Source organism: Chloroflexota bacterium, from assembly GCA_016235055.1.
In the GTDB taxonomy this organism is placed as follows: domain Bacteria; phylum Chloroflexota; class Anaerolineae; order JACRMK01; family JACRMK01; genus JACRMK01.
The window spans coordinates 42,603-67,398 of sequence record JACRMK010000069.1 but is presented as its reverse complement, the minus strand read 5'-3'; the positions used below and the strand labels follow the sequence as shown (position 1 = coordinate 67,398).

Genomic DNA, 24,796 nt, shown 5'->3' with positions numbered 1-24,796 from the left:
GACCAGTGCGATTCACGCCATAGGTCACGCGCACCACGGCACTCCCGGAAAATAACCAGAAACGACAATCGATACGATCTCTCTGGATACACTAGCGGGAGCGCCCCTCCCCACTCCCTAGCGCAGGTTGACGGCGCGCCCCGTTTGTGACGATTTCAATGCGGCCTCGACCAATGCGACGGCTGTGCGACCGTCCTCGCCAGAGACTGTCGATGGGCGATCATCCAGAATATCGTCCACGAATGCCTGGGTTTGCGTGAAAAATGCTTCCAGCCGCACCGGTTCCATCGGTCTATTGATAAAGTCGATCGGCGGTTGCTGCCATATCGTTTCCCACCGGTCGCCGGAGCCGAGCTGCAACTTGCCGTAGCCGTCTATGTCCAACAGTCCGCGGTCGCCGACTACGACATAGCGATGCATGGAGTCTGGCAGACTCGGATTCGGCATCTGGTACGAAATCCAGTGCTGCGCCATCGCGCCGTTGCTCAGATCGACCTGGCTCATCGCGTTCAAGCCAGCGTAGGGTTCGCCGCCGAACGTGGTGATATGGCTGAATACGCGCCGCACTTCTGCGCCGGTCAGGAAGCGGATGATGTCGAACGTGTGGACGCCCATATCCAGGTAGGCCCCACCGTGAACCGGCAGCCCGGCCCACGGCTTGGTGTCGACCGTGTAGTTGGTGAATAGCGAACGCCCCTGCATCATGCGCACCTCGCCGATCGCGCCGTCGACAATCAGTTGGCGAGCGCGCGCCAGCGAACCGCGAAAGCGCAGCGTTTGGATCACTTCAAGCCGGACGGCCGCCTGTGCGCACGCTTCAATCATTGCGGTGCAGTCTGCGCTACTGGTAGCCATCGGCTTTTCAACCAGTACGTGTTTGCCGTGCCGGGCCGCCTGGATGACTTGCGCGCAGTGATCCGCGTGCGGCGTGGCAATGAGCACGGCATCCACGTCGGCGCGCGTGAGCAGGTCGTCGTACTGTGCCACGTAGTCGACGTGATAATCCGCGGCCAACTCCGGTGCGCGCCGCCCGCCGGAAATTGCGACGAGCGCGCAGCGAGTGTTGTGATGTGTAACACACTCGGCGTATGTGCGTCCCATGTAGCCGGAGCCAAGGATGGCGAAGCGAATCTGCGACATGACTTACCTCCCTATGAACTTGGCGGCGCGGCGGCGCGCTGCCAGCGCTGATGTCTTACGGCGCTACAGTTTGCTCTTCGCGGCGATCTCGTAGCGGTCGAGATCGGACTTGGCCCCAATTGACGCCAGGAATGCCCGGAACGGCGCCATATGCGGCTGCGTACGATGGCGCTTCAACGCCTCCGCAGATTCCCATTCTTCAAAGAGGAAGAGCGTGTTGCGGTCTGCCGGGTCCACATAGATGCGGTAAGCGCGGCAGCCTGCTTCCGCTTCGACGGCCGCCACGATCGCGTCGATCTGCCGCTGCGCCGCGTCCCAGTCTGAAATCGTCGCGTGGATTTTGCCCGCTATGACAATCATATTGACTCTCCTCAGTATTTGCTGTCGGTCTGATGTGCGCTAGCATACCACCGTTCCTGTGCCCCTCGGCTGGCGTCCTTCGACAGGCTCCCCTTCGACAAGCTCAGGGCACGCCTGCGACGGGCATTGGAGTTGCACTGCCTGAGACGTAGAGCACATGCGCTGTAGTGGGTTCGAGTTTACGCGCAGTGTCAAAGCCGCGCCGCGACATCGGCCATGCGTTCGAACGCCACGCCGCTGCGAATGAGCGCATGCTCGATGAACTGGCGCAGCATCACGATGCGGTGCGCGCGGCCGATCACCTGCGGATGCATGGCGATGGTCAGGATGCCGCCGTCGACGTGGTCGTGCATCCAGTCGTAGTCGGCCGTCCATATCTCCAGCACCTTGCTCGGCGCGGAGGTGCCGTTGCGGTACGGGTTGAAGTTGAACTGGAAGTGGACCCAGTCGTCAAACTCATAGCACATTGGCAGTTCCCAGATCTTCGTCTCACGGCCCTTGACCAGCGGCGACTGCTGGCTGACCTGGTCGCCGAGGCGCGGGTGGTACGGGCGGAAGTCGTCGGCCATCAGGCTGGAGTCGTATTGGAAGCCGAGCTCGTCGAGCAGCGAGAGCGTGGCATTGGAATAGTCGCCCGACGGCGAGCGGAAGCCGAGCGGCTTGACGCCGATGCGTTCGAGCGCCTTCCAGGCGCGCTCCATGTCGGCGCGCTCCTCGTCGCGCGTCTGCTCGCTTGGGTCAACGTGCGCATACGAGTGATGCGCGACCTCATGACCCGCCTTAAGGATGGACTCGACCTCGGCGGGAAACGAGTCGATGGTATGGCCGGGGACGAAGAAGGTCGCCTTGATGCCGCACTCTTTTAGCAGCTCAAGCACGCGCGGGACGCCGACGCGCGCGCCGTACTCGCCGCGGTAGAGCATGGCCGGCGTGACGTTCTTGTAACCGAACCAGACGGACATGGCGTCGAAGTCGAAGGTGAGACAGACGGTGCTTTGGGGCATGATTTAATCTCCTGTGATAGATGACGGCATGGCTACCGTGCTGCCATGATATATAGTCCCAATGCTCCGATTTGTCCAACCGATTGCGCCTGGCCGGCCGCACAGGTATAATCGCGGGCAAACGGACTCGTACACCGCGACTGCACGGCTTGCAAGGAGAACTCTATGCGACTTGGATTGAACCTCGGCTACTGGGGCTCGACGCCGGTGGACAATGTGGCGCTGGCGCAAGAAGCGGACCGGCTCGGTTATCACTCAGTCTGGACGGCGGAAGCGTACGGTTCAGATGCTGTCACGCCGCTGACCTGGGTGGCAGCGCAGACGAAGCGGATCAACGTCGGAACGGCGATCATGCAGATCCCGGCGCGCACGCCGGCGAACACGGCGATGACGGCCGCCACGCTCGACCTGCTGACCGGCGGGCGATTCCTGCTCGGGCTGGGCATGTCCGGCCCGCAGGTCGTCGAGGGTTGGCATGGCGAGCACTATGGCAAGCCGCTGGGCCGCACGCGTGAATACGTCGAGATCGTGCGGGCGGCGCTGAAGCGCGAGAAGCCGCTGGAGCACCACGGCGAGCACTATGACGTGCCGGTCAAGGGCGGCACCGGGCTGGGCAAGCCGCTGCGTATGATCCTGCACCCGCTGCGCGCCGAGTTGCCGATCTACCTGGCCGCCATCGGCCCCAAGAACGTGGCGCTGGCGGCCGAAATCGCGGACGGCTGGCTGCCGGCGTTCTTCGCGCCAGAGCACATTAGCGTCTTCCGCCCGTCGCTTGAGGAGGGTTTCAGGGCGGCCGGCAACGGTAAAGGCTACGCGCAGTTCGATATTGCTGTGGGCGTGCGCGTGGTCGTTGGCAACGACCTGGATGCGTGCCGCAACCAGGTGCGCCCGGGTATCGCGTTGTATGTGGGCGGCATGGGTGCGCGCGGCAAGAACTTCTACAACGATCTGGCGATGCGCTACGGCTTTGAAGCGGAGGCAAAGAAGATCCAGGACCTGTACCTATCAGGGCACAAGGAAGAGTCGGCGGCGGCGGTCACGGACGCGATGGTCGATGCGATGGCGCTTTGCGGCACGCCAGAGCGCATCAAGGACCGGTTGCAACTCTGGACGCGATGCGGTGCGACGACTCTGATCCTGAGCACGCACAGCATCGACACGCTGCGTATGCTGGCGGAGTTTGTGTAATAGATGCGGGTGTGCGCTCCGGCTACGCGGGAATCAGACACAGCGAGTGTGCTGAGTCCGGCTGATTGAGATTTGAGGCCCTTCGCGCGCGAGGCATCTTGGCGGCCCTTGACGCTTGCCTTCGCGCTCAGGGTGACATGGGAGTAACGGAAACGCCGCGATTATCGCGGCGTTTCCTATTGGCACGTGCGTGCGGCTACTGCTTCATCTTGGGGTCGAGCGCATCGCGCAGGCCATCGCCCACGAAGTTGAAGCAGATCAGGGTTATGGCCAGAATGCCAGCCGGGAAGAGCAACTCGAATGGAAAGGCCTGCATCGAACGCACGCCTTCGGAGATCAGAATGCCCCACGAGGGTAGGGGTGGCCGCACGCCGAGGCCGAGGAACGACAAGCCCGCTTCGGTTGCAATCGCGCCGGGTATTCCAAAGGTCGCTGCGACGATGATCGGCCCCATGACGTTGGGCAGCAAATGGTTGAACATGATGCGCCCATTCCCGGAGCCGACGGTGCGTGCCGCCTCGACAAACTCCTTCTGCTTCAGCGAGAGCGTTTGGCCGCGCACGAGGCGCGCGACAGTCAACCACGACAGGACGCCGAGTGCGAGAAAGACACCGAGCAAACCGCCGGTCAACTTGTCCACCGGACCCAGCACGTTGCCGAGCGCGGATTCGGGCGCGTCCAGCACGGAGCGAATCCACATCATAACCACGATGATGAACAGCAGATTGGGGAGCGCGTAGAGAATATCAACCACGCGCATGACTACCATGTCGATCCAGCCGCCAAAGAAACCAGCCAGCAAGCCCAACGGTACACCAATCAATAGCACAATGGCGACATCGACGAGCGCAACCGCCAGTGAGATGCGCCCGCCATATATGATGCGACTCAACAGGTCGCGGCCCAGGTAGTCAGTGCCGAGTACATGGGCCGCGGTCGGGCCTTCGTCCGGATGCAGGAAGTCCTGTTTCGTGTACGGATACGGGGAGATGACATCTGCCAGCAACGCGCTCGCGAAAAGCACGGCGAGGAAGCCGAGCGATACCATGGCCGCGCGGTTGCGCTTCATGCGGCGCCAGGCATCGCGCCAAAGGTTGGTCGGCGGGCGGGCGATGACCGTGTCTGGCGCCATCGAGGAGGCGGTCGCTGTAGCATCCATGGAGTTTATGCGCCCTAGCTGTAGCGCACGCGCGGGTCGAGGAAGCCGTACGAGATGTCGACCAGCAGATTCATCAAAGCGATGATCACGGCGAAGACAAGCGTGATGCCCAGCAGCAACGGGTAGTCGCGTCCGGTCGCACTATTGATGAACTGGCGGCCAATACCCGGCACGCCGTAAATGCTTTCTACGAAGAATGCGCCGGTGATTACGTTGGTTAGCGTGACGCCCGCGACGGTGACGACCGGGATCAGAGCGTTCTTGAGGGCATGGCGAATGATGACCTGAGACTCTCTCAACCCCTTGGCGCGCGCCGTGCGCAGATAGTCTTGCGTCAGGGCTTCAAGTAGACTCGAGCGCGCATACCGGGCGAGAATCGCGCCGGGACCCGAACCGAGCGCGATGGTGGGGATTATGATGCGGACGTCAAACAATCCCTCCCAGCCCTGGCTGGGCAGCCAGTGCACACCGATGGCAAGCGCGACGATCAGTATCGTCACGCGCACGAACGGCGGCGTCGCGATGCCGGTCACGGTGATCAAGGACGCGCCATAGTCGATCCATGTGTTCTGTTTGATAGCGGCCAGCACCCCGAGTGGCAAGCCAAATGCGACGGCGAAGAGCATGGACGCGAACCCGAGCTGGAGCGACACGGGCAGCGACGCCGCGATGATGTCGGACACCGAGCGCGCGGTATCCCGGTACGAGGGGCCAAAGTCGCCGCGCAGTACATTGGATAGATAGTCGATATATTGCTTGTAGAGCGGATCGTTCAGATGGTACTGTTTGTTGAGGTTGTCTTTGACAGCCTGCGGCAACGGCTTCTCGCTCTCGTCCCACGGGCCGCCTGGCGTCGCATGAACGATGAAAAAAGTCAGCGTGTAGACGACGAGCAGCGTCGGGAAGAGCGTCAAGACGCGCCGGATGACGTAGTTGGTCATGAAAGGGAATGAAATCTACATCGCGCATTTAAGATACCGGATGGCCGGGAAGTCCCGGCCATCCGGTGCGATGCACCAGGGGACGATACCTATTGCGGCATCTTAACGAGATAGCCCATCACGCGACCGAGCACGCGGAAGCGCGGGATCGTGTAGCCGGGCTTCGTCACGACGAAGCGGCCCCAGTGGTAGACCGTAATATACGCAGACTCGTCATTCAGGATCTTGTCGGCCTGCTCGTACAGCGCCTTGCGCTTGGCCACGTCAAGTTCCTTGAGGCCCGCATCGATCAACTGGTCGAATTGCGCGTTCTTCCAGTGCGAGTAGTAGAAATCGCCCTTGGAATCGAACAGCAGGTTGTACCAGTTGTTCGGGTCCTCGTAGTCCGAGCCCCAGCCGTTGATGTACATGCCGTACGGCTGGTTCTTGCGCGATGTGCGCCAGTCATCGAACGCCTTGGCTTCCAGCGGCTCCAGCACGATGTCGATGCCGAGCGTGTCCTTCCAGATCGCCTGAACGGCCTCGCCGATCGCCTTGTTGTCGGCCGACGAACTGCTGTAGGTATACTTCACGTTGGCTGGCCAGCCCTTGCCGCCCGGATAACCGGCGTCGGCCAGCAGTTGCTTCGCCTTGGCGGCATCGTAGCCGATGCCGTTTGCGTTCACCTGACCCGGCACGCCCGGCGCGACAACTGAAACCGCGTCGAAGTACCCATCCTTCAGCACGACCTGGTTGATCTTCGCCTTGTCGAGCGCGTAGTTCAGCGCCTGGCGTACCTTGATATTATTGAACGGCGGGTTGGTCGTATCGAGGACGATCCAGTTCGATCCCTGGCGCGCCAGCTTCTGCACTTCCTTGCTCAACTTCGCGTCGGCGCGGATGCGCGGGATGTCGGGGCCGACGACTTGCGCATGATCCAACTCGCCTGCTTCGTACGATTTGATGGCCTGCGCATTAGGATCTTCAAACAGCGTCCAGACGATCTCGTCCGGGCCCGGATTGTCACCCCAGTAGTTCGGGTTCTTCTCAACGCGCATCGACTGTTCGGGCTTCCACTCGACCAGGCGGTAGTGCCCGTTGCTGATGTAAGTGTCCTTGTTCAGCGTCCACTTGTCGCCGTTCTTGTCGATCGTATCCTTGCGGATCGGCATGGCTGACCACGCCGCTACGATCTGGAGGAAGAACGGAGCGGGGCGCTCGAGCGTGACGACCAGTGTGCGGTCGTCGGTCGCCTTGACCATCATGTCGGCGGCCGTACCCTTGCCGGTGTTGAACGCTTCGGCGCCCTTGATCGGGTAGAAGTACTGCGTGTAGCGCGACTTGGTCGCCGGATCGGTGACGCGCTTCCAAGCGTACTCAAAGTCGCCGGCCTTCAATGGCTGGCCATCAGACCACTTCAGTCCTGCGCGCAGGTTGAACGTGTACGTCACGCCGTCTGGCGAGATCGTCCATTTCTCGGCCTGCCCGGCCTTCAATTCGCCGCTGATCTGGTCGACATAGAGGAGCGGTTCGAACATATTCTGAATCTGTTCGAGCCCGTTACCGCCGGACGAGATGCCCGGGTCCATTGTATTGGTGATCTTGGCGCCTTCGGGCAGGCGCAGGACCGTCTTCTTCGCCGTGGCTGTCGTGGGCGCGGCGGCGGGCTTGGTGGCGGTTGGTTGGGCTACTGCCGCCGTTGGTTGAGCTGCGGTGGTGGCTGGCGGCTGCGCGGGCGGCTTCGTTGGCTCGGTCGTGGCCGACGGGCCGCAGGCCATCAGCAGCAACATGGCTGACATCAGTAGAACAACTAGTGACTTCCTTTTCAAGTGTCTCCTCCTTGTGGGACAACCTGATGCGGGCTGCTCGGACAATTGACAGAACGGCCCGCAAAAGCCGATCGTACACTCGCTACTTATACCATAGCGATGGGTTAAATGCAATCATATCCGCAGAACCAGCGCACTAATGCTTAGTGGGGCTAATGGCGATGCTTCGCGCAGGCTCGCGATCGCGCGCCCAGCGCCAACTTGACGACAGTGTCGTCCTCGATCGTGCGGTGTAGCCGGTCGATTGCTGCGAAGAAGTTGAACGAGAATGGCGTGGCACCATTCGTTGCAGATTGCACCCCGCGCTTATGATGTGTACGTGTGTTGCGATCAGGCCCGGGCGGATAGCGCTACACTGCACGCCGCCGCAGTATGGGTTTTACAGTCCCGTCGTCCTGGCGCGGCGGATCCAGCGGCCACGTCCGCGCTCGGCCGTCACGTGCCCCTCCTGGTAGACAATCTCGCCGCGGCTGAGTGTGAATAGCGGCCAGCCGGTCACGGTGCGCCCGTCGTAGACGGAGTAGCCGGACTGCGAGTGCATGCCGGCCCCGTCGATCACACGGCTGGCCTCGACGTCCCAGATGACCAGGTCGGCGTCCGAGCCGACGGCGATCGTGCCTTTCTGCGGGTACATGCCAAACAGCTTGGCGGCGTTGGTGCTGGTCATTTCGACGAATCGGCTGAGGGAGATGCGCCCGGTGCGCACGCCCTCGGAAAAGAGCATCGGCATCAGCGTCTCCAGATCGGAGACGCCCTGGCGGACGTTAGTAATGTCCAGCGTCGGGTCGAGCTTCTGGCGCAGCGTCCAGGGCGCGTGGTCGGTGCAGATACACTGGATGTTGGCGGCGTGGATGCCGTTCCACATCGCGCGCAGATCGGCCGGCTCGCGCAGCGGTGGCGCGCCGACGTACTTGGCGGCGTCGGCCTGCTCGAACGCCTCACGGCTCATGTAGAGGTAAAGTGGGCGTGTCTCGACGTAGACCTTCGCGCCCTGCGCCCGTGCCTTGCGCGCGGCGGCGAGCGCGGCGGCCGACGAGAGGTGCACGATGTAGATCGGCGCTTTCGTCGCGCGCGAGATGGCGATGGCGCGCTCGGTCGCCACGGCTTCGGTGTAGTCCGGGCGGGCGTCCGGCCAGTTGCGCGGCGCGCCCCGGCCCTCCGCCAGCAGCGCGCGGCAGATGCAGCGAATCAGCGCGCCGTCCTCGCAATGCACCATCGTCAGCGAGCCGCTGCGCCCGGCGAGCTCGAAGGCGCGGATGTAGTCGTCCACGCGCGCGTCGAAGCTCTCGTCGACCAGAAAGATCTTGAGGCTGGTATGCCCGTCGGCGGCGAGACCGGGAATCTGGCCGAGCGACGCTTCGCTCGGTTCGGTAAGGATCGGGTGCATGATGTAGTCGATGGCGGCATCCCGCTGCGCGGCGGCCATGTCGCGCTCGAGCGCGTCCCGCAGCGTCTCGCCCCGGCGCTGGAATGTCATGTTGCCGATGGTTGTCACGCCGCCGCCGATGGCGGCCTGCGAGCCGGAGTAGAAATCGTCCACCCAGACCTCGACGCCCGGCTTCGGGTCGCGCGGCGATGTGAGGTGCACGTGCACATCCACGCCGCCCGGAAAGACGTAGTGACCGCGCGCGTTGATCTCGCGCGTGCCGTCCATGACGCCGCCGATCTGCGCGATGCGCCCGTCCTGAATGCCGATGTCAGCGACAGCCATCGTTCCCACCGTCACGGTCGTGCCGCCGCGAATAACCAAGTCGTACATGATCTATTCCTTTCGCTCGTCGATGCGGACCAGGCCGAGCCTGGCCAGCAATTCAAAGTACTCGACCAGAAACTGCACCTTGCGCTGGCCGCACTCCATCTCGACCATATTGGCGACCTCGAGCACGCTGCGCCTGCCGTCGGCCCAGTAAACCGCCAGCGTCTGGATGTGCGAGCCGGGTCCCATGGTGAGCAGGCCGCGCGCCGTCGCCGCATCGCGTTCTTCGCGCGACAGACGCGCAACATAGCCGCGCAGGGCGATCGGGCCGCGGTGCACTCGTGTTGCCTGCATCGTCGCGGCGCGCTGCTCCCATTCGTCGGGCGCGTGCGTCTCGGGCGGCGGTGGGCCGGCCAGTTCGAGCTCGCGCTGCGCGAACTCCATGATCTCGGCTTTCCAGCTATCAAGCTCAATACCCGGGCTCAGCCGACTCAGACTGTCGAGCGCGAGCTGTTCGCGCCCGGCACGGTAAGCTACGCGCCGCAGCATAAGCGCGCGCGATTCAGGACTGTCCTCGATGGCGGCATCGTGCACCAGTCGGATGATGCGCTGTTTGCCGCGCGACAGCATCAGTTCGCCCAACCGGCGCGCGTCGTCCGGGCCGGCGTTGGCGATCCAGTAAGCATAGGCGGTCGCGGTGCCGCCAATGACGGCGAGCATGCGCGGGTCGACCTTGTCGAGCGTGTCGGCGCTGGTGTGGTAGAACTTGTCCGGCTCCTGAATCAACATCGGCATCGGCACCCCGACCGTGGGGTCGGAGAAGATGTAATGGTCGCTGCCGCCGCCGAACGGCACGGTCGCGTGCCGGAAGAGCGCGAAGCCGCCTGTGTCGTAGAAGTCGCTTGTCTCGCGCGCCATCTCATCGCGCACCGCTTCGATCAGGTCTCCAGCGAACGACGGCATCGCCTCCGGGGGCAGGTCGATGAGGAACGACGAGCGGCAGAGCTCCTGGTTCTCGCCAACCATGTCCATATTGATGCCGGCGACCATGCGCCCTATCTCCGACTCGCGTCCGGCCAGATAGGCGTAGGTGCCGCTCATCTCCGGAATCCAGAGGAAGCGCAGCGAACGGCGCGGGCGCGACAGCCGCCCATCGGCGATCAGCGCCTGCAAGGCGCGCGCCGCTTCCAGCGTGGCCGCCGCGCCGGAGGCGTTGTCGTTGCCGCCCGGTGCGGGGTGGCACAGGTGACCGACCAGCACGACCTCCTCGTCGCTCTGCCCCGGAATCAGTGCGGTGATCGCCTCCATCGCGCCATCGTAGAACCGGCTCTTGACACTGGCCTGCACGCGCACGACGCGGCCGGCCGCATTCTCGCGGCGCACCAACTGACGCAGCCGCGCACCCTCGCGCGGCGTGAGCACGAAACCGAACGCGCGCCTCTCGTGGCCGGTCCACCAGAACGAGGTGTACTGCAGGGCGTCGGGTAGGTCCCAACGCTCGCGGATGGCCGACTCGGCGATCCAGTCCGACAGGATGCCAACCGCGCTGTGGCGCTCGATCGCCAGGTCGCGCACGGCTTCCAACGGCTTGCAGGTGAATACGAGCTTGCCGGTCACGTCGATCGCGGCGTAATCCGCCTCGCAGGTGCCGTCCTCCATGGCGACGAGCTCGAGCGTGCCCTCGAACGGACCGCTGCGTTGAATAATCGACATCGGCTGCGTGTTGTAGTCGGCCAGCATGCGCGTCTCGGCCGCCGGTTCCAGCAACTTCAGCGTAGCGCCGGTGCACTCCCACTCCTGGAAGTGATGCGACGACCAGGACTGTGCCGCGTAAGTCGCCGGGTAGGCGATCACTTCGGCTTCCAGACCTAGGTCGCTCAGCACGCGATAGACGTGGCGCGCGGCCGCACGATAGCCGGGCGACGCCTGAATCCGGTGGTAGCGCGCGATGTCGGTCACGTACGCTTTGGCCGAGTCGCCAGAGTAGCCGTCGCGGATGGTCTTGAGCAGTTGGGTGAACATGGTATTGTCTCCGGTGCGTGATTCAGGATGCGATGTTGGCGGCAAAATCGTTCAGGAACTGGGGCGGGATGCGGATCGGGCGGCCGCTCGCGAGGTCGACCCATGCGAAGTGAGAGCGTACCCGCGTCAGGACGACGCCATCGGCAGCGCGCCGGATGAGGTAGTGGCGGTCGGCGCTCACACGTTTGACGTCGCTGACCCAGGTTTGCACGTCGATCTCATCGCCCAGGGTGGCGGCTTCACGGTACTCGATCTGGTGGCGGCGCGCGACGATCCCGAAGCCGTGCTTCATCATGCGCGCCAGCGGCCAACCGTGCGCGATGCTGACCTCCATGCCGGCGTCGTCCGCATAGCCGAGGTACGCCGCGTTGTTCACGTGCCCGGCCGAGTCGATCTCCTGCCAACCGACGCGGCGGCGCATGTGGAAAGCGCCGGGCGGCGGAGGCGGCGGTACCGGGAAGGGCGGGCGCGGCTGCACAGGCGGGACGCCGTCCGGGAAGAAGGCGGCGATCAACGCTTCCGGGATTGTCGCGGGGCGCTGTGTATCGCGGTCGAGAAAAACCCAGTCGGTCGCCGCGCGCGCCACGACGACATCGTCGGCGACGCGCTTGAGCTCGTACGCACGCTGCGAGCGGACACGGCGGAAGTCGGAGACCCAGGTCGTGACGGCCACGGAGTCGCCGTAGCGCAGTGGCTGCAGGTAATCGATCTCTGTGCCGCGCACCAGAAACAGCCTGCCCATGGCTGCATAGGCGCTCTGGTCGTAGCCGCGCGCCGCCGAGGCGTCGAAGGCGGCCTCCTGCATGTAGCGCAGATAGTTGACGTTGTTGACGTGGCCGTACGCGTCGCATTCGTACGAGCGGACGCGGAACGTGCGAGTGAAGGTGTGCATAGGAGAAGTGACGCGGTGACGCGCACACTGATTATAGTGCTCCGGAGCCGGGGCGCAATCCGGCCACGCCTGCGTTCACGTCCGCGCTTGAACGCTCCCTGAGCCTGTCAAAGGGAGCCACGAATGTAAACACACGCTTTGGCGCCTGTTTCGGAAGCGATCTGTGTAAATCGATGCACGCCATGTGACACGGCGGGCACATTTCCAACTTTGGGGTAGCCTGACGATACACAGCAGCAATTCTCATTTTGGAGTCTGGCCACCAGGTTGCCCCCTCAGCCCCTGGCCCCTTCTCCCCCGTGCGCGCGGGGGAGAAGGGGAAAAGGGAAGGGGGAGGTGCGCGGCGGCGCAGCCGCCGCGCACCTCCCCATCGAATCGCTCCCCCTCCCAACGAAGTTGGGAGGGGGTCGGGGGGAGGGTGGCATGACGTACTCGTCGAATCGGGCTTGGGTGATAAGCACCTGAGCACCAGTGCATGACAAGTCGACATTGGAGAGTACCGGCCAAAGCCAAATTGAGAATTGCTGGATACACAGGCACGCGTTTGGCTCAATAGCATCAACGTGCTAACATCCGCTCAAGCGCGGTTGCTACGATGCTCTGCGCCGATCATTTCTGGAGCACGCATGGACACTTATTCAGCACGGAAGCTTGCCGCGCTGATCCGGCAGGGCCGGGTGGCTTCCCTGGGAACCCTGCGCGACGGAGCGCCGCTTGTGTCGCTGGTAGTCTTCTCGGCCGCCGAGGATTTCTCGGAGTTCTACGTACACGTCAGCCGGTTGGCGCAGCACACACAGGATATCATGAATGACCCACGCGTCAGCCTCATGATCGCCGAATCCGAATCCGGCGTAGCTGACGCGCAGACGCTGGCACGCGTGTCCATGCGCGGGAATGCGGTCGCTGTCGTGCGGGCCGACACGCGATTCGAGACGATCAAACAACAGTATCTGCAGAAGTTCCCGGCGTCGGAACAGAATTTCGACCTGGGGGATTTCTCGCTGTACGGCATTGTGCCGCAGGGCGCGCGGTTTGTGGCCGGCTTTGGCAAGATACTGAATCTGACGCCGGCGAACTTTGCCGAAGCGGCCGCTATTCGGGAGTAGTCTGGCTGCCAAGCGCGCGTCGGCACCATCGACCGCTTGCATTGTGCGCAGGTCACGGGTGTTTTTGCCAAGTCGCATGATGTAGGGTACAATGGCGGCACCGCAGAATCGGCGATGCGCTTACCCACCGACGTGTAGCGTGCAATTGGCTTGGCGTACATGCGGATAATCTCGACGGCCGGTGGGTATTCCCACCAGCCGTTTTTCATTGAGGCCATGTGGACAGCGAAGTCCTTGAACGTGAAGTTGAACGCCAACAGCGCATCTGCGACGGCCTGCCGTTGTGCGCCGATATCCTGCGCGCCGACGTGCTGTATTATGAACTGCTTGCCCCAGCCAGGCTCGTCGTCGTCGAGCATGCCCAGCCACATTCAACCCCGTCCGTAGAAGTCCGCAGTCGCAAAGGCGATTCCGAAGCACCCGACCCCGGCAGCGCGCTGGGCAAAGCGCTGCGCGGAAAGCCTGTGGCCGACGCGCTTGTACAGATCGCGTCGGGACCGACACGGGTTCACCAGGAGTATCGGCCCGTGCGCGATCGGCACGGCGAGATTCTGGGCGCTATCGGTATCGAATCTTCCGCCGTCGAGCACGAACGACGGGCGCAGAATCGTAACCCGCACTTCAAGCGCGCCATGCAGCTCCTCAAAGATCTGATGGTGGGCCCGGGTTTGGCCCCGGTCAGCGGCACGGCAACTTTCCAGGCCCACGACGGGCTGGTCGTGCTGGACTCTGGACGGCGCGTGCGGTACGTAAGCTCAGCGGCCGACGGGCTGTACCGGCGATTGGGCTTCAACAAATCATTGGACGGGCGCACGATCGAAGCCCTCGACGCCGGCGACGAAAGCGCCGTCTGGCAAGCGATTCACGAGAAGTCCGGCGTCGTGCTCGAAGGGCCCGCGCGCGACCAGACGTGGGTGCGCACCGCGATCCCGTTGGTGCCGCCGGGCAGGAGCCGCCCGGACTATGTGCTGCTCTTGTTGCGGGATGTGACCGCGACCCGGCGGTTTGAGCGCGAGACGGAGAGCCTGGCCAACATCAGCCACGAAATCCATCATCGCTTTGGAAACAACTTGCAGCAACTGATTTCGTATGCCCGGATGCGCGGACGCGAAGCGCAGCACGATGAAACGCGCCAGGCGATGTCCGACCTCGAGACGCGCCTGTTCGCGGTCGCGAAGATCCACGAATATCTGACCGTGCCCGGCGTGAATCAGATCGAGTTGAAGGACGTGTGCCGGCAGATTGCCGATCAGATTCGTGTGGGACTGCTGCCGGCCGATACGCGCATCAGCATTGACATCGAAGGCGACCCGACACCGTTGCAGTCGAAGCAAGCGACATTCTGCGCGCTGATCGTCAATGAGCTGCTGCAGAATGCGGTAGAGCATGCGTTTGGCGCCGAGGGCGGTACGATCCGTGTCGGGCTTGAAGATGACAATGGGCAGATCACGATCTCAGTCATCGACGATGGCCGCGGGCTGTCACCCGGCTTCGACGCGCGGAAACCGGGCACCTACGGGCTGCAAATTGCGCGCGGATTTGCGCGCGACTTGCGCGGCGAACTGGAGTTGATCAACCAGGCGTTCCCCGCGCATGGGCTGGTTGCTCGTCTGACGTTCTCAAGGCTAATTCCCGGAGGCAAATAATGACACAGGAATCGCCGGCCGGCACGGAGTTGGCGCCGCGGCGTGTTTTGATGGCCGAAGACGAGACGATGACGCGCATGGACCTGCACGCGGTCCTGACCAAGGGCGGGTACGACGTCGTCGGCGAAGCGATCGACGGACGCTCGGCCGTGGAACTGGCGCGCGCACTGCGACCCGACGTGGCGATCTTCGACATCGAAATGCCGGAGATGGACGGCATCCAGGCGGCCAAGTTGATCATTGATGAGCACATCTGTCCGGTGCTGCTGCTGACGGCGTACAGCGACCGCGAGCGGGTCGAGCGCGCGCGCGATGCGGGCGTGATGGCGTATCTGGTCAAGCCGTTCCAGGAGCGCGAGGTCGCGCCGGCGATCGAGGTGGCGCTAGCGCGCTATGATGAGAAGCGGATACTCGATCTGGAAGTGACCGACATGCGCGACAAATACGAGACGCGTAAACTGCTCGACCGCGCCAAGGGTATCCTCATGGAACAGAAGAACCTGACCGAGGCGGAAGCGTTCCGGCGTATCCAGAAGATGAGCATGAATACGCGCCGTCCGATGAAGGATATTGCGCAGGCGATCATTATCACATCGGACCGGCCGAATGGCCAGACCGAGTAGCTTGCGATTGCAGGCGCGACAAAGCCCCGGCCTGTTGAGCGGGGCTTTTTGCTTTTCGACTGACGCATTGGACGAGGGCCACGCCGCGGGCGCGCGTGGGGCCGTACTCCCGCTAGTGGGGCAACAGACCCGAGAGTCCGGGCGCCACGAGGAAGGCGAGCCCGGTCAGGATCAGGCTGAAGACCGTGAAGGCGATCGAGAAGATAACGAAGGCGGCCATGAATCCGCAGCCAAAGCGGAAGCCATCGCCAAATGTCATCTCGGTCTTTACGGCCAACATTTCGTTGGGCGCGACATGCACCGCAGACTGTTCATTTTGCATACGAGGATTATAGCATAGCACGGTGCGTCATGCCGCTCGGATGCGTTCTGCTCAAATGCGATGCCGTCGCGCGCGAACCACGGAAAACAGCGGCTTCCGGATGCCTCCGGCCACGCTGCGTTTGGCGCCTGGCGCGCTCCCCGCGTATACTTGAGAGACATTATCAGAGGAGCAGCACGTTTTGAAACTATCGATTATTATTCCGGCTTACAACGAGAAATCGACCATTGCAGAAATCATCGAGCGCGTCAAGGCGACTCCGTTCGAAAAGGAAATCATCGTCGTGGACGATGGCTCGACCGACGGCACGCGCGAGATCCTGCAGCAGCGGCAGTCGGACGGCATCGTGCAGGTCATCTACCGCGCCAAGAACGGCGGCAAGGGCGCCGCAGTGCGCGACGGCTTCGAGCGCGCCTCCGGCGACATCCTGCTGATCCAGGACGCCGACCTGGAATACGATCCGCGCGAATACCAGACGCTGCTCCAGCCGATCTTTGAGGGCAAGGCATCGGTTGTGTATGGCTCCCGCTTCCTGGGCGGGCCGCGCCGCGCGATGTTCTTCTCGCACATGCTTGGCAACAAGCTGCTGACGCTCGTCACCAACGTGCTGTACGACACGATCCTCAGCGACATGGAGACCTGCTACAAAGTCTTCAAGGCCGAGGTGGTCAAGGGCATGCCGCTCAAATCGCGGCGCTTTGAGTTGGAGCCGGAGATCACGGCGCGCGTGCTGAAGAAGGGCATCCGCATCTACGAGGTGCCGATCTCGTACGCCGGCCGCGAGTTTGCCGAGGGCAAGAAGATCACCTGGCGCGACGGCTTCATCGCACTGTGGACGCTGATCCGCTATCGTTTCTTTAATTAGGCGCGTGATGCGAACCCACAACACACCAGGGGTGCGCGCTGCCGCGGCACCCCTGGTGCATTTCCAGAACTGGCGCTACGACCTCTCCGTGATCCACTGCATGGTCTTGGTCGCCAGGCGGTCGAGCGCCTGGATACTCAGCACCAGATGCTCTTCGCGCGTGTCTTCCTCGCGGGCGTGCGACAGTCCGCGCAGGCTCTGTACGAACAGCATAACCGTGGGGACGCCGGCCCGCGCGACTTCCGCGGCATCGTGCAGCGGCCCGCTGGGCAGCCGGTGCGATGTGCCGCAGGTCTCGCGCACCGCGTCCGCGCACAGGTCGATCAAATGCGGGTGGAAGGGCAGCGGATCGGTGCGCCAGATGCGCTCCCAGGCGACGACGACACGCTCTTCGGCCGCAAATTGCCCGGATGCAGAACGCGCCTCGGCCAGCATGGCTGCCAGCGCCGCGCCGTCGAGGTGCCGCTGGTCGAGCGTCATCTCGCACTCGCCGACGACGGCCGTGGCGATGCCGGGGTATGTGACCAGGCGGCCGACCGTGCACACGCCGCCATGCCGGCGGGCGATCGAGCGGATTTCGAGCGCCAGTTTGGCCGCGCCGGCCAGCGCGTCGCGGCGGCTGTCCATCGGCGTCGAGCCGGCGTGTGCCGACTGGCCGGTCCAGCGCAAGCGATGGCGTTCAACACCGAAGGTGCCGATGACCGCGCCCAAGGGCAGCCCCAGTTGCTCCAGCACGGGGCCTTGCTCGATGTGCAGCTCCAAGTAGGCGGCCGCGTCAGTCAGTTGATGCCGGGCGAGCGCTGTACGATCGAGGTCCACGCCGAAGCGGGCGACGGCGTCGACCAGTTTGATGCCGTCGCGATCGACGAGCGTGCGCATCGTTTCGATGTTTATCGAACCGGATACGGCGCTCGAACCGAAGAGGCTGGGGCCGAAGCGCGCGCCTTCCTCGTCGGCCCAGTCGACCAGGCGCACGGTCACGGGCGGCTCGCCCTCCGCAGCGATGCGGCGCAGCACCTCCAGCGCGCCGACGACGTTGAGTGCGCCGTCCAGCCAGCCTCCATTCGGTACGGAGTCGAGGTGGCCGCCCAGTAGCAGCGCGCGCGGCGAGCGGCCCTTCAGCGTAGCCCACTGGTTGCCCGCCTCGTCAACCTCCACCTGAACAGGCAGCGCGGCCAGTTTGGAGCGCAGCCATTCGCGCGCGTGGAACCAGGTGTCGGTCCAGCACAGGCGCTGCGCGCCGGCATCGTTCCCGGTGAGCGCGCGCAGCTCCTTAAGTTCGTCAACGACGCGGGCAGGATCGAGAGCAGACATGGAAGCGTACCTTTAGTAAAATGTGAATGGCAACGGGGCAGGCGCGGAAGGGCGCGTGGATTGCACGGAAAACGCGAACGAAACAGCGCGGCCAGTGCGGTTGATGACGCGTATCAGCCGGCGGTCGTTTGTGTCCGGCGACCCGGCCCAGACGAGATCGTTTCCAACAATACCGCCGCGGCCGAGCGGGTCGTCCTTCCACCAGGTGGCTGCCTGCGCGGGCATGTACAATTCGAACGCCAGGCCGGTGCTCGCGCCGTCGATCAAGCGAATGGCGATCGGGTCCGGGTTCATCGGGAACGCCGCCGTGTACCACAAATCCGAATTTGACGCGATGGTCTGTGTGCGCTCGTCGATCATCAGCGCCGTGTCGGGGCTGATGTTGTGACCGAGCGGTTTGGCGGTCGGTGTCGGCGTGGCGCCGCCGCCGCGCGCCGCCTCAACGGCTGCCGCGACGCTCCACGGGGTGGCGGTGGGAACCGGAGTGCGATACAATGCGATACGTATGCCGGCAATGGCAAAGCGGTAGGTGATGGGGTAGCCGCGATCGTTGACGACGCGCACATACCACGTGCCGTTGGTCGACGACTCGCCGGCCCAGATCAAGTCCTGGTCGGATTCGCCGCCGGCGCCGATCGGACCGGTATCCCGCCAATTGGCAATCTGCTCCGGGGCATAGAGTTCAAAGCGGATACCGGAGCGGGCGAGGCCGTTCAGTCGGATGACCGCATTGCCTGAATAGACTGCGCGGTTCGGGCACGGCAGAAAGTGGCACAGGAAGCCGGGCTGGTCGACCACAAATTCAAAGCGGTACCATTGGACGGTATGCGGTGCGATGGTGTGGGACTCCAGGTCGATGTACGGTGCGTCAGACGGTTCCGGGTCCGCGGCGGGCGTGGCGCGCGCCACGGCGGCCGTGTATAACCCGGCGAGCGCAATGGCAGCGATGACGAAAGCCAATCGGGCGAGTTTCATGGTATACCTCCAAGTGCTTGCGGTTGCACATACATCATATACCAGTCGAACACGGCAGGCAAGCAGTCGCGTGATCGCCTGCCGGTGCGTACGATGGGCGCCCTGAACGAGTTTGTACGTGCGCGTCCGCTGGCGGTTGCGTTGCTGCTGTGCGCCGTGGTTGCCGCCTCGCTGCGTGTGTCGCTCATATCGGGTGAGCGCTTTCACCCCGACGAGGCGCTGTATGCGACCTGGGCACGCGATATTGCGACCGGCCGCGATGTGTGGTTGGCTGAGCGGATCGTCGACAAGCCGCCGTTATTCATTTACGTGCTGGCCTTGCCTTTCGCGACGGTCGGCGCCTCAGAAGAGCTTGCGCGGCTGCCGAACCTGATCGCGAGTGTCGCCAGCGTCGTGCTCACGGGCGGCATCGCGCAACGGCTCTACGGCGACCTGCGCGTCGCCGTCGTGGCGGCCATTGGGATGGCGCTGTCGCCTATCGCGATGCTGTTTTCGGTTACGGCATTTGCCGATCCGTTCATGTTGATGTGGGCACTGGCGGCCGTCTGGGCGGCCCTGGGCGGACGAATCGCATGGTGCGGGTTCCTGTGCGGGCTGGCGTTGGCGACCAAACAGGATGCGCTGCTTCTGTTGCCGGTGCTGGTTGCGATTGGATGGGCGGCGACCTTGCCCGCAATGCGCTGGCGCGCATGGTTGCGCGGGCTGGCCGGTCTGTCCGTGCCGGTCGGCGTGGTCGCCGTGTGGGTCTGGATGCGACCGCAGCCAGATTTCCTGAGCGCCAGCCTGCTGCACTATGCGCCGTTGACGTGGTCCGGGCCGGCCACGTGGTTAGAGCGTGCGAACCAGTGGGCTGCATTGAGCGCCACGGTCGCGCCGGCATGGCTGTTGCCGGTGGCGGCCATTGTGTTTGCGATGTGTCACACGAAGCGCACGGTAGCCGACCTGGGGCTGCCGGCCGTGGCGCTGGTATGGATCGGGCTGCATGTGGTGATCAGTTTCCCGGTGTGGGATCGCTACGCGCTGCCGCTGGCGCCGGTCGCGGCAATATGGCTGGCGCGTGCGGGCGTGCTCTGGTATGATCGGTTGCGCGCCGGCTTCGTTCGTCCGGTATTTTGTGCTGCGTGGGTGTTCTGTCTTGTGGCGGCGGCGGGCGCGGCTCTGTCCGGCGCAGTCGATGTGGCGCGCGACTATGGACGGCACGCGGGCATCGATGCCATTGGCGCGTACTTCTGGACGCATGACACCAGTGCCACGGTGCTGTATGTGCATGATCTGAGCTGGGAGATCGACTACTATACGTACGGTCGCGAACTCGATCGCCGCTGGTTTCAGGATGCAACTGCGCTGGCGTCGGATGCCGCACATATGAGCCGGGCGCGGCGTTTTGTGGCGCTGACCGATGCAGAGTGGCGCCGGGGCGACCTGCCGGATGCGCTTGCGGCGCGCGGCCTCCAAGTCGAGCGTGTGGAGACCACGGCACGTGTTGACGGGCGTTCCATGGTTCAACTGCTGCGCATCGTGCCGGTCGATCGATAGACTCCGTAGCTCATTGTTTCTAAACCATGCCTCCGATATTCTCTCGACGCTTGGCCGATCTGCTGGCACTCGCGGGCCTGTGTCTGCTGGTCGCGGTGTTCTTCTGGAAGATCGCGCTGACCAACCTGATCCTGGTCGGTGTCGACATATTCACCTACTTTTACCCATATCGCGCGGCGATCAACGATGCCATCAGCCAGGGGCGGCTGCCATTGTGGAATCCGTACCTGTTCATGGGTGCGCCGTTGCTGGCGAACGGCCAGGCCGGACTGTTCTACCCGCTTAACTGGCCCCTGGCCTTGCTGGACGCGCCGCGCGCGATCAATGCATCGATAGTGCTGCACGTAGCCCTGGCGGCCGGATTGCTGTTCGCGTTTGCGCGCGACCGTTTGGCGTTGCCGACCGTGCCGGCGGTGCTCGCCGCGGTCGTATTTGCGCTGGGCGGGTACGCCGGATCGCTGGTCGAGCACGTCAATCAACTGCAGGCTGCGGCGTGGTTTCCGCTCCTGCTGCTCTGCGCGGATCGGGCGATGGAGGGCCGCGGCTGGCGCTGGGCGGTTGCCGGCGGAATCGTGTTTGGCATCCAACTGCTGGCGGGCCACGCGCAGGTGTCGTTCATCAGCGTGTTCGGCTGCGGGTTGTGGATTCTCGGACGCTGGGGCGATGCGACCGCCAGCCTGCGGCAGTGGCTGCACACGGTGCGGCGGCATGTGGTCCAGTGGCCGTTGCGGGCGGTGCTCGTCATGGGTATCATCGGCGCGACGGGCGCGGCGCTGGCCGCCGTGCAACTGCTGCCGATGGCGGAGTTGTCTCGCCTGTCGATCCGGGGTGGCGGGATGACCTACCGCGAAGCGGTAGCCTTCTCGCTGCCGCCTGGTCGATTGATCGAATCGCTGCTGCCGACGTACGGGATGGGCGTACCCGTATTCAGCGAGTATGTGGCGTTTGTGGGCGTCGCCGCCGGATTGCTGGCGTTGCTTGGTGTGGGCGTTGCGTGGCGACAGCACCCGGGGCTCACGCTGCTGCTGGCAGGGGGACTTGCGCTGGCGCTCGGTGTATTCGACCCGCTTTACTATTTGCTGTTCAAGCTGGCGCCCGGGTTTGGCCTGTTTCGAGCGCCGGCGCGGTGGCTATTCTTGAGCGCGTTCGCCGCCGGCGGGTTTGCCGGCATTGGGCTTGCGTATGCGCGCAACGGATCGCTGGCCGGCGCGTGGAAGCCACTCGCGCGGGCACTGGTTGCCGCCGGCATCATTATGGCGCTGGCGGCCGGGCTCGTACTGGGGCGGCTGTTCGTGATGCCACCGCCGGCGGTTGTGTGGCCGTGGCTCTTCGCCGGAATGTTGTGCGTTGCGCTTCTCTTCGCGCCACGTTTGCCGGTGCGTCTGCGGCAGACGCTGCTGCTCGGTACCGTGGCGATCGAACTGTATGCGGCGACTCGCTGGTTGCCGTACAATCAGCCGACTGCGCCGGAGGCATTCAGTGCGTTGCGACCGGCGATCGCCTTTCTGCTTTCGGAGGACCAATCGCAACCGTGGCGAGTTCTGAGTTACTCCGACCTGACCTGGGATCCCGGCGACCTGCGCGATATCCGCGATTTGTTTGGCGACGCGCTTCCGCCGCAGTCGATATACGAGTACACGGTGGCGGTCAAGGCCAAGGAGATTATCGCGCCGAATCTGCCGCTGCGCTACGGTATTCAGTCGGTCGACGGCTACGACGGCGGCATCCTGCCATTGGCTCGCTACGTGGGATTGCAAAGCCTATTCCTGACGCCCGAGCAGGTCAATCCGGATGGCCGGCTGCGCGAGCGGCTGCGGTCGGTGCCGGATAGCCGGTGGCTGGACCTGTTCAATGTGCGCTACGTGATTGCCGACAAGATCTTCGATGTGTGGGTCGATGGCGTCTACTACGATCTGGGGCTGGGCGCCACGCTCCCGCCGGGCCGCACGCAGACAGTTGACGCGCCGGGCGATTTTGAGGCGACCGGGCTTGGTGTGGTGTCGTATCTGAATGGGGCGGTGTTGGTAGCGGATGGCACGCCGGTTGCCGACGTTACCGTTACGTTTGCCGACGGGCGCGAGCAGGCGTTTGTGCTGCGTGCCGGACACGACACGGCTGAAAGCGCGGCTTCACCGACGGGCGCGCGAGCGGTCCACACGCTGCGTGATCGGCCCGATGCCCGCGAATATCATAGTTTGCTGACGTTCGCCGTGCCTGGGCGGCCGGTACGCGTCACGACGCGCAGTCTGCTGCCGCAAGGCGACCTGGTTCTGCACGGGATGACGCTTGTGCACGCGCCGACCACGACCGGCAGACCACTGGTAGTTGCGGATGCGGGCCGGTTTCGCCTCGCGCACAGCGGTGACGTGAAGATCTACGAGAAGACGGACAGCGCGCCGCGCGCGCTCGTCGTACACCGGGCGCAGATATTGGCAGACGACGGCCGGTCGCTGGACCTGATGCGCTTGCCGGGCTTCGAGCCGAGCGCACAGATTGTGCTGGCCGGCGGCTCGCCCATGGACGGCTCGGGCACCCCGACCGCCGCATCAGTCGATACATATCTGCCGGAGCGTATTGTGATGCGGACGAGCGATTCGGCTGAAGGCTATCTGTTGGTGAAGGACGCGTGGTATCCTGGTTGGCGCGCGTGGGTGGACGGGCAGGAGGCGCCCATCGAACGGGCCGACACGTTTTTCCGCGCCGTGCGATTGCCCGGCGGAGCGCACACGATCGAGATGCGCTACGAGTCGGCCACGCTCGCCATGGGCGCGCTGGTGACCGGTGCCGCGATGCTCGTGCTTGGCGTGTTGGCGATGGCGGCGTGGCGGCGCTAATTGGCGGCGATTGTTAGGCACGCTCCAACCGCTGATGTATAATCACCTTATCCTAGTCGCAAGGAGCCTGTCCAGTGAACTCGTTTAATCGGCTGGCCATGTCACTCATTCTACTCGTCAGTGCATTGCTGATCGCGTTCTTCATCCTGGTATTGCTCTTAAGCCCGGAACCGCTCGGCAGCCTGGTGGTGAAATACGGGAACGCGCTCCGGGCCGGGCCTGGGAACAGCACCCTGAACGAACTCAAACGGGACGTGACCATCCTCGGCCTCATTACGTTTGTGCCGCTGATGGTGCTGCTCTGGCTGGAGGTGCGGCGCACCAGCCGCGATTCAATTCGCATCACCAAGATCGGCAGCAGCGAGGCGTCGTTGAGCATGCAGGCGGTGGCGCAGAGCCTCGTCTACTACGTTGACGCGCTGCCCGGCATCGTGCGGGTGCGACCGCGTCTGACGGCCGATGCCAAGAGCGTGAGCGTGCGGCTGGATGTCGAAACGACGCCAGACATCGAGGTGCGCACCAAGACCGACGAGATCGCGCAGACGGCACGCATGGTGGTGGAGGAACGGCTGGGGTTGACGCTGAAGAGCCTGCAGATCCACCTGCATCACACGTCGTTCCCACGGCTCGGCGCGGTGACCCCGTTGGCGGCCAAACCGCCGGCGCCGGTGCAGACGCCGACACCGGCAGCGAGCGATGCGGCGCCGGCCGGCGAAAACAAAACCCCGTTGTCCTCGTGACAACGGGTTTTTGATGGACGCGGCACGGCTTTATTTGACGCGCTTGCGCCCGGCCAATAACAGGCTGCCGTCGCCCACGTCCACCCGTTCAAACTGAAGATCGAGGTTGGCGTCCTCGACGCTGTCGCGAACGCTTTGCGAAATCGTGGGCAGCCAGTCGGGCGGCACACTGCTCGCGCCAACATAGATCTGCACAATATTCACATCGAGTCGCCCGGCATTCAGGCGCGGAGCCGCCACGACCAGAATCTCGGGGTGCCACAGGCAAAGCGCGGTGAACGTGCCGCGCACGTACGCCCGGCCGCCCGCGAACCAGATCTGCGGCTTTTCCAGCGGGATGCTCGTATTGCGCAGCGCCGCGAATGATGTGACCTGCTCGCTGGTGACGGTCAGCGCAAACTCCTGGCGGCTCGGCGCCATAATCTGGTTGCGCACGTTCTTCTCGAGCTCGTCGGCGGCCGCCGTGCTGACGCGCACGCCTCCGCCGGGCGGCGTGGACGCGCCGGGGGCGATCCCTGCGCCGCATGCGGCGGCGCACCACAAGCAGATCAGCAGCGCCCAGAACGCACGCGGGCGGCGCCGTCGCAAGTTTGGCGTAGTCATTGTAGTAACCGCGCGGATTATA

The 24,796-nt window shown here is 64.0% G+C and carries 21 protein-coding genes; 8 read left to right on the top strand and 13 right to left on the bottom strand.

The features are described from left to right. Window positions 1-117: 117 nt before the first annotated feature. From HZB53_17445 to HZB53_17435, 3 genes are all read right to left on the bottom strand, one after another. Window positions 118-1,140, bottom strand: a complete 1,023-nt coding sequence (locus HZB53_17445) for a Gfo/Idh/MocA family oxidoreductase (protein ID MBI5879436.1) — start codon at window positions 1,138-1,140, stop codon at window positions 118-120. Between the two features lie 63 nt (window positions 1,141-1,203). Further along, window positions 1,204-1,500 (bottom strand): antibiotic biosynthesis monooxygenase, encoded by a 297-nt coding sequence (locus tag HZB53_17440; GenBank protein ID MBI5879435.1) that lies wholly within the window; start codon window positions 1,498-1,500, stop codon window positions 1,204-1,206. Window positions 1,501-1,691: 191 nt separating this feature from the next. Then, a complete protein-coding gene (locus tag HZB53_17435; GenBank protein MBI5879434.1) occupies window positions 1,692-2,504 on the bottom strand; it encodes a polysaccharide deacetylase in 813 nt (270 codons plus the stop codon). Window positions 2,505-2,669: 165 nt separating this feature from the next. Here HZB53_17435 and HZB53_17430 point away from each other — a divergent pair, with 165 nt between their 5' ends. Continuing rightward, window positions 2,670-3,692, top strand: coding sequence for an LLM class F420-dependent oxidoreductase (locus HZB53_17430; GenBank protein ID MBI5879433.1), 1,023 nt, complete (start codon window positions 2,670-2,672; stop codon window positions 3,690-3,692). Window positions 3,693-3,888: 196 nt separating this feature from the next. Here HZB53_17430 and HZB53_17425 read toward each other — a convergent pair whose 3' ends face one another. From HZB53_17425 to HZB53_17400, 6 genes are all read right to left on the bottom strand, one after another. Beyond that, a complete protein-coding gene (locus HZB53_17425) occupies window positions 3,889-4,824 on the bottom strand; it encodes an ABC transporter permease (GenBank protein MBI5879432.1) in 936 nt (311 codons plus the stop codon). A gap of 41 nt (window positions 4,825-4,865) precedes the next feature. After that, window positions 4,866-5,792: an ABC transporter permease gene (locus tag HZB53_17420; protein ID MBI5879431.1), complete on the bottom strand. Its 927-nt coding sequence runs from the start codon at window positions 5,790-5,792 to the stop codon at window positions 4,866-4,868. A gap of 89 nt (window positions 5,793-5,881) precedes the next feature. Continuing rightward, complete coding sequence (locus HZB53_17415) at window positions 5,882-7,561, bottom strand: peptide ABC transporter substrate-binding protein (protein MBI5879430.1); 1,680 nt, start codon at window positions 7,559-7,561, stop codon at window positions 5,882-5,884. A 418-nt stretch (window positions 7,562-7,979) separates the two neighbouring features. Beyond that, a complete protein-coding gene (gene hydA / locus HZB53_17410) occupies window positions 7,980-9,359 on the bottom strand; it encodes a dihydropyrimidinase (protein ID MBI5879429.1) in 1,380 nt (459 codons plus the stop codon). Window positions 9,360-9,362: 3 nt separating this feature from the next. After that, entirely contained in the window at window positions 9,363-11,318 is a 1,956-nt protein-coding gene (locus HZB53_17405; GenBank protein MBI5879428.1) for a DUF4910 domain-containing protein, read from the bottom strand. A gap of 22 nt (window positions 11,319-11,340) precedes the next feature. Further along, on the bottom strand, window positions 11,341-12,210 hold the full coding sequence (locus tag HZB53_17400; GenBank protein ID MBI5879427.1) for an acyl-CoA thioesterase: 870 nt from the start codon (window positions 12,208-12,210) through the stop codon (window positions 11,341-11,343). 626 nt (window positions 12,211-12,836) lie between these two features. Here HZB53_17400 and HZB53_17395 point away from each other — a divergent pair. The 3 genes from HZB53_17395 to HZB53_17385 all read left to right on the top strand — a co-directional run bounded on the left by HZB53_17395 (window position 12,837) and on the right by HZB53_17385 (window position 15,585). Then, window positions 12,837-13,316 carry a pyridoxamine 5'-phosphate oxidase family protein gene (locus HZB53_17395; GenBank protein MBI5879426.1) on the top strand — a complete coding sequence of 160 codons (480 nt, stop codon included), beginning with the start codon at window positions 12,837-12,839 and terminating at the stop codon, window positions 13,314-13,316. Window positions 13,317-13,534: 218 nt separating this feature from the next. Next, a complete protein-coding gene (locus tag HZB53_17390; GenBank protein MBI5879425.1) occupies window positions 13,535-14,962 on the top strand; it encodes a histidine kinase N-terminal domain-containing protein in 1,428 nt (475 codons plus the stop codon). After that, entirely contained in the window at window positions 14,962-15,585 is a 624-nt protein-coding gene (locus tag HZB53_17385) for a response regulator (GenBank protein MBI5879424.1), read from the top strand. Before HZB53_17390 ends, HZB53_17385 begins: the two co-directional genes overlap by 1 nt. Before the next feature lie 112 nt (window positions 15,586-15,697). On the opposite strand, the gene HZB53_17380 is transcribed toward HZB53_17385, so the two are convergent. Next, entirely contained in the window at window positions 15,698-15,907 is a 210-nt protein-coding gene (locus HZB53_17380) for a hypothetical protein (protein ID MBI5879423.1), read from the bottom strand. A 181-nt stretch (window positions 15,908-16,088) separates the two neighbouring features. Here HZB53_17380 and HZB53_17375 point away from each other — a divergent pair, with 181 nt between their 5' ends. Continuing rightward, window positions 16,089-16,772 (top strand): glycosyltransferase family 2 protein, encoded by a 684-nt coding sequence (locus HZB53_17375; protein ID MBI5879422.1) that lies wholly within the window; start codon window positions 16,089-16,091, stop codon window positions 16,770-16,772. A 75-nt stretch (window positions 16,773-16,847) separates the two neighbouring features. Here the strand turns inward: HZB53_17375 and HZB53_17370 are convergent, their stop codons facing one another. Continuing rightward, window positions 16,848-18,086 (bottom strand): Zn-dependent hydrolase, encoded by a 1,239-nt coding sequence (locus tag HZB53_17370; GenBank protein MBI5879421.1) that lies wholly within the window; start codon window positions 18,084-18,086, stop codon window positions 16,848-16,850. A 12-nt stretch (window positions 18,087-18,098) separates the two neighbouring features. Further along, on the bottom strand, window positions 18,099-19,061 hold the full coding sequence (locus HZB53_17365) for a hypothetical protein (protein MBI5879420.1): 963 nt from the start codon (window positions 19,059-19,061) through the stop codon (window positions 18,099-18,101). A gap of 93 nt (window positions 19,062-19,154) precedes the next feature. On the opposite strand from HZB53_17365, the gene HZB53_17360 reads away from it, so the two are divergent. The 3 genes from HZB53_17360 (at window position 19,155) to HZB53_17350 (ending at window position 24,171) form a co-directional block, all read left to right on the top strand. Beyond that, window positions 19,155-20,597, top strand: a complete 1,443-nt coding sequence (locus HZB53_17360; protein ID MBI5879419.1) for a glycosyltransferase family 39 protein — start codon at window positions 19,155-19,157, stop codon at window positions 20,595-20,597. 26 nt (window positions 20,598-20,623) lie between these two features. Further along, window positions 20,624-23,431, top strand: a complete 2,808-nt coding sequence (locus HZB53_17355; protein MBI5879418.1) for a YfhO family protein — start codon at window positions 20,624-20,626, stop codon at window positions 23,429-23,431. Between the two features lie 74 nt (window positions 23,432-23,505). Next, complete coding sequence (locus HZB53_17350; protein MBI5879417.1) at window positions 23,506-24,171, top strand: hypothetical protein; 666 nt, start codon at window positions 23,506-23,508, stop codon at window positions 24,169-24,171. A 30-nt stretch (window positions 24,172-24,201) separates the two neighbouring features. Here the strand turns inward: HZB53_17350 and HZB53_17345 are convergent, their stop codons facing one another. Beyond that, window positions 24,202-24,774 carry a hypothetical protein gene (locus HZB53_17345; protein MBI5879416.1) on the bottom strand — a complete coding sequence of 191 codons (573 nt, stop codon included), beginning with the start codon at window positions 24,772-24,774 and terminating at the stop codon, window positions 24,202-24,204. Between the last annotated feature and the right edge of the window lie 22 nt (window positions 24,775-24,796).

Coding starts and splice junctions, on each gene's coding strand:
- HZB53_17445 (MBI5879436.1), bottom strand. CDS start 1,140: ATGTCGCAGATTCGCTTCGCCATCCTTGGCTCCGGCTACATGGGACGC.
- HZB53_17440 (MBI5879435.1), bottom strand. CDS start 1,500: ATGATTGTCATAGCGGGCAAAATCCACGCGACGATTTCAGACTGGGAC.
- HZB53_17435 (MBI5879434.1), bottom strand. CDS start 2,504: ATGCCCCAAAGCACCGTCTGTCTCACCTTCGACTTCGACGCCATGTCC.
- HZB53_17430 (MBI5879433.1), top strand. CDS start 2,670: ATGCGACTTGGATTGAACCTCGGCTACTGGGGCTCGACGCCGGTGGAC.
- HZB53_17425 (MBI5879432.1), bottom strand. CDS start 4,824: ATGGCGCCAGACACGGTCATCGCCCGCCCGCCGACCAACCTTTGGCGC.
- HZB53_17420 (MBI5879431.1), bottom strand. CDS start 5,792: ATGACCAACTACGTCATCCGGCGCGTCTTGACGCTCTTCCCGACGCTG.
- HZB53_17415 (MBI5879430.1), bottom strand. CDS start 7,561: ATGTTGCTGCTGATGGCCTGCGGCCCGTCGGCCACGACCGAGCCAACG.
- hydA (MBI5879429.1), bottom strand. CDS start 9,359: ATGTACGACTTGGTTATTCGCGGCGGCACGACCGTGACGGTGGGAACG.
- HZB53_17405 (MBI5879428.1), bottom strand. CDS start 11,318: ATGTTCACCCAACTGCTCAAGACCATCCGCGACGGCTACTCTGGCGAC.
- HZB53_17400 (MBI5879427.1), bottom strand. CDS start 12,210: ATGCACACCTTCACTCGCACGTTCCGCGTCCGCTCGTACGAATGCGAC.
- HZB53_17395 (MBI5879426.1), top strand. CDS start 12,837: ATGGACACTTATTCAGCACGGAAGCTTGCCGCGCTGATCCGGCAGGGC.
- HZB53_17385 (MBI5879424.1), top strand. CDS start 14,962: ATGACACAGGAATCGCCGGCCGGCACGGAGTTGGCGCCGCGGCGTGTT.
- HZB53_17380 (MBI5879423.1), bottom strand. CDS start 15,907: ATGCAAAATGAACAGTCTGCGGTGCATGTCGCGCCCAACGAAATGTTG.
- HZB53_17370 (MBI5879421.1), bottom strand. CDS start 18,086: ATGTCTGCTCTCGATCCTGCCCGCGTCGTTGACGAACTTAAGGAGCTG.
- HZB53_17365 (MBI5879420.1), bottom strand. CDS start 19,061: ATGAAACTCGCCCGATTGGCTTTCGTCATCGCTGCCATTGCGCTCGCC.
- HZB53_17360 (MBI5879419.1), top strand. CDS start 19,155: ATGGGCGCCCTGAACGAGTTTGTACGTGCGCGTCCGCTGGCGGTTGCG.
- HZB53_17355 (MBI5879418.1), top strand. CDS start 20,624: ATGCCTCCGATATTCTCTCGACGCTTGGCCGATCTGCTGGCACTCGCG.
- HZB53_17345 (MBI5879416.1), bottom strand. CDS start 24,774: ATGACTACGCCAAACTTGCGACGGCGCCGCCCGCGTGCGTTCTGGGCG.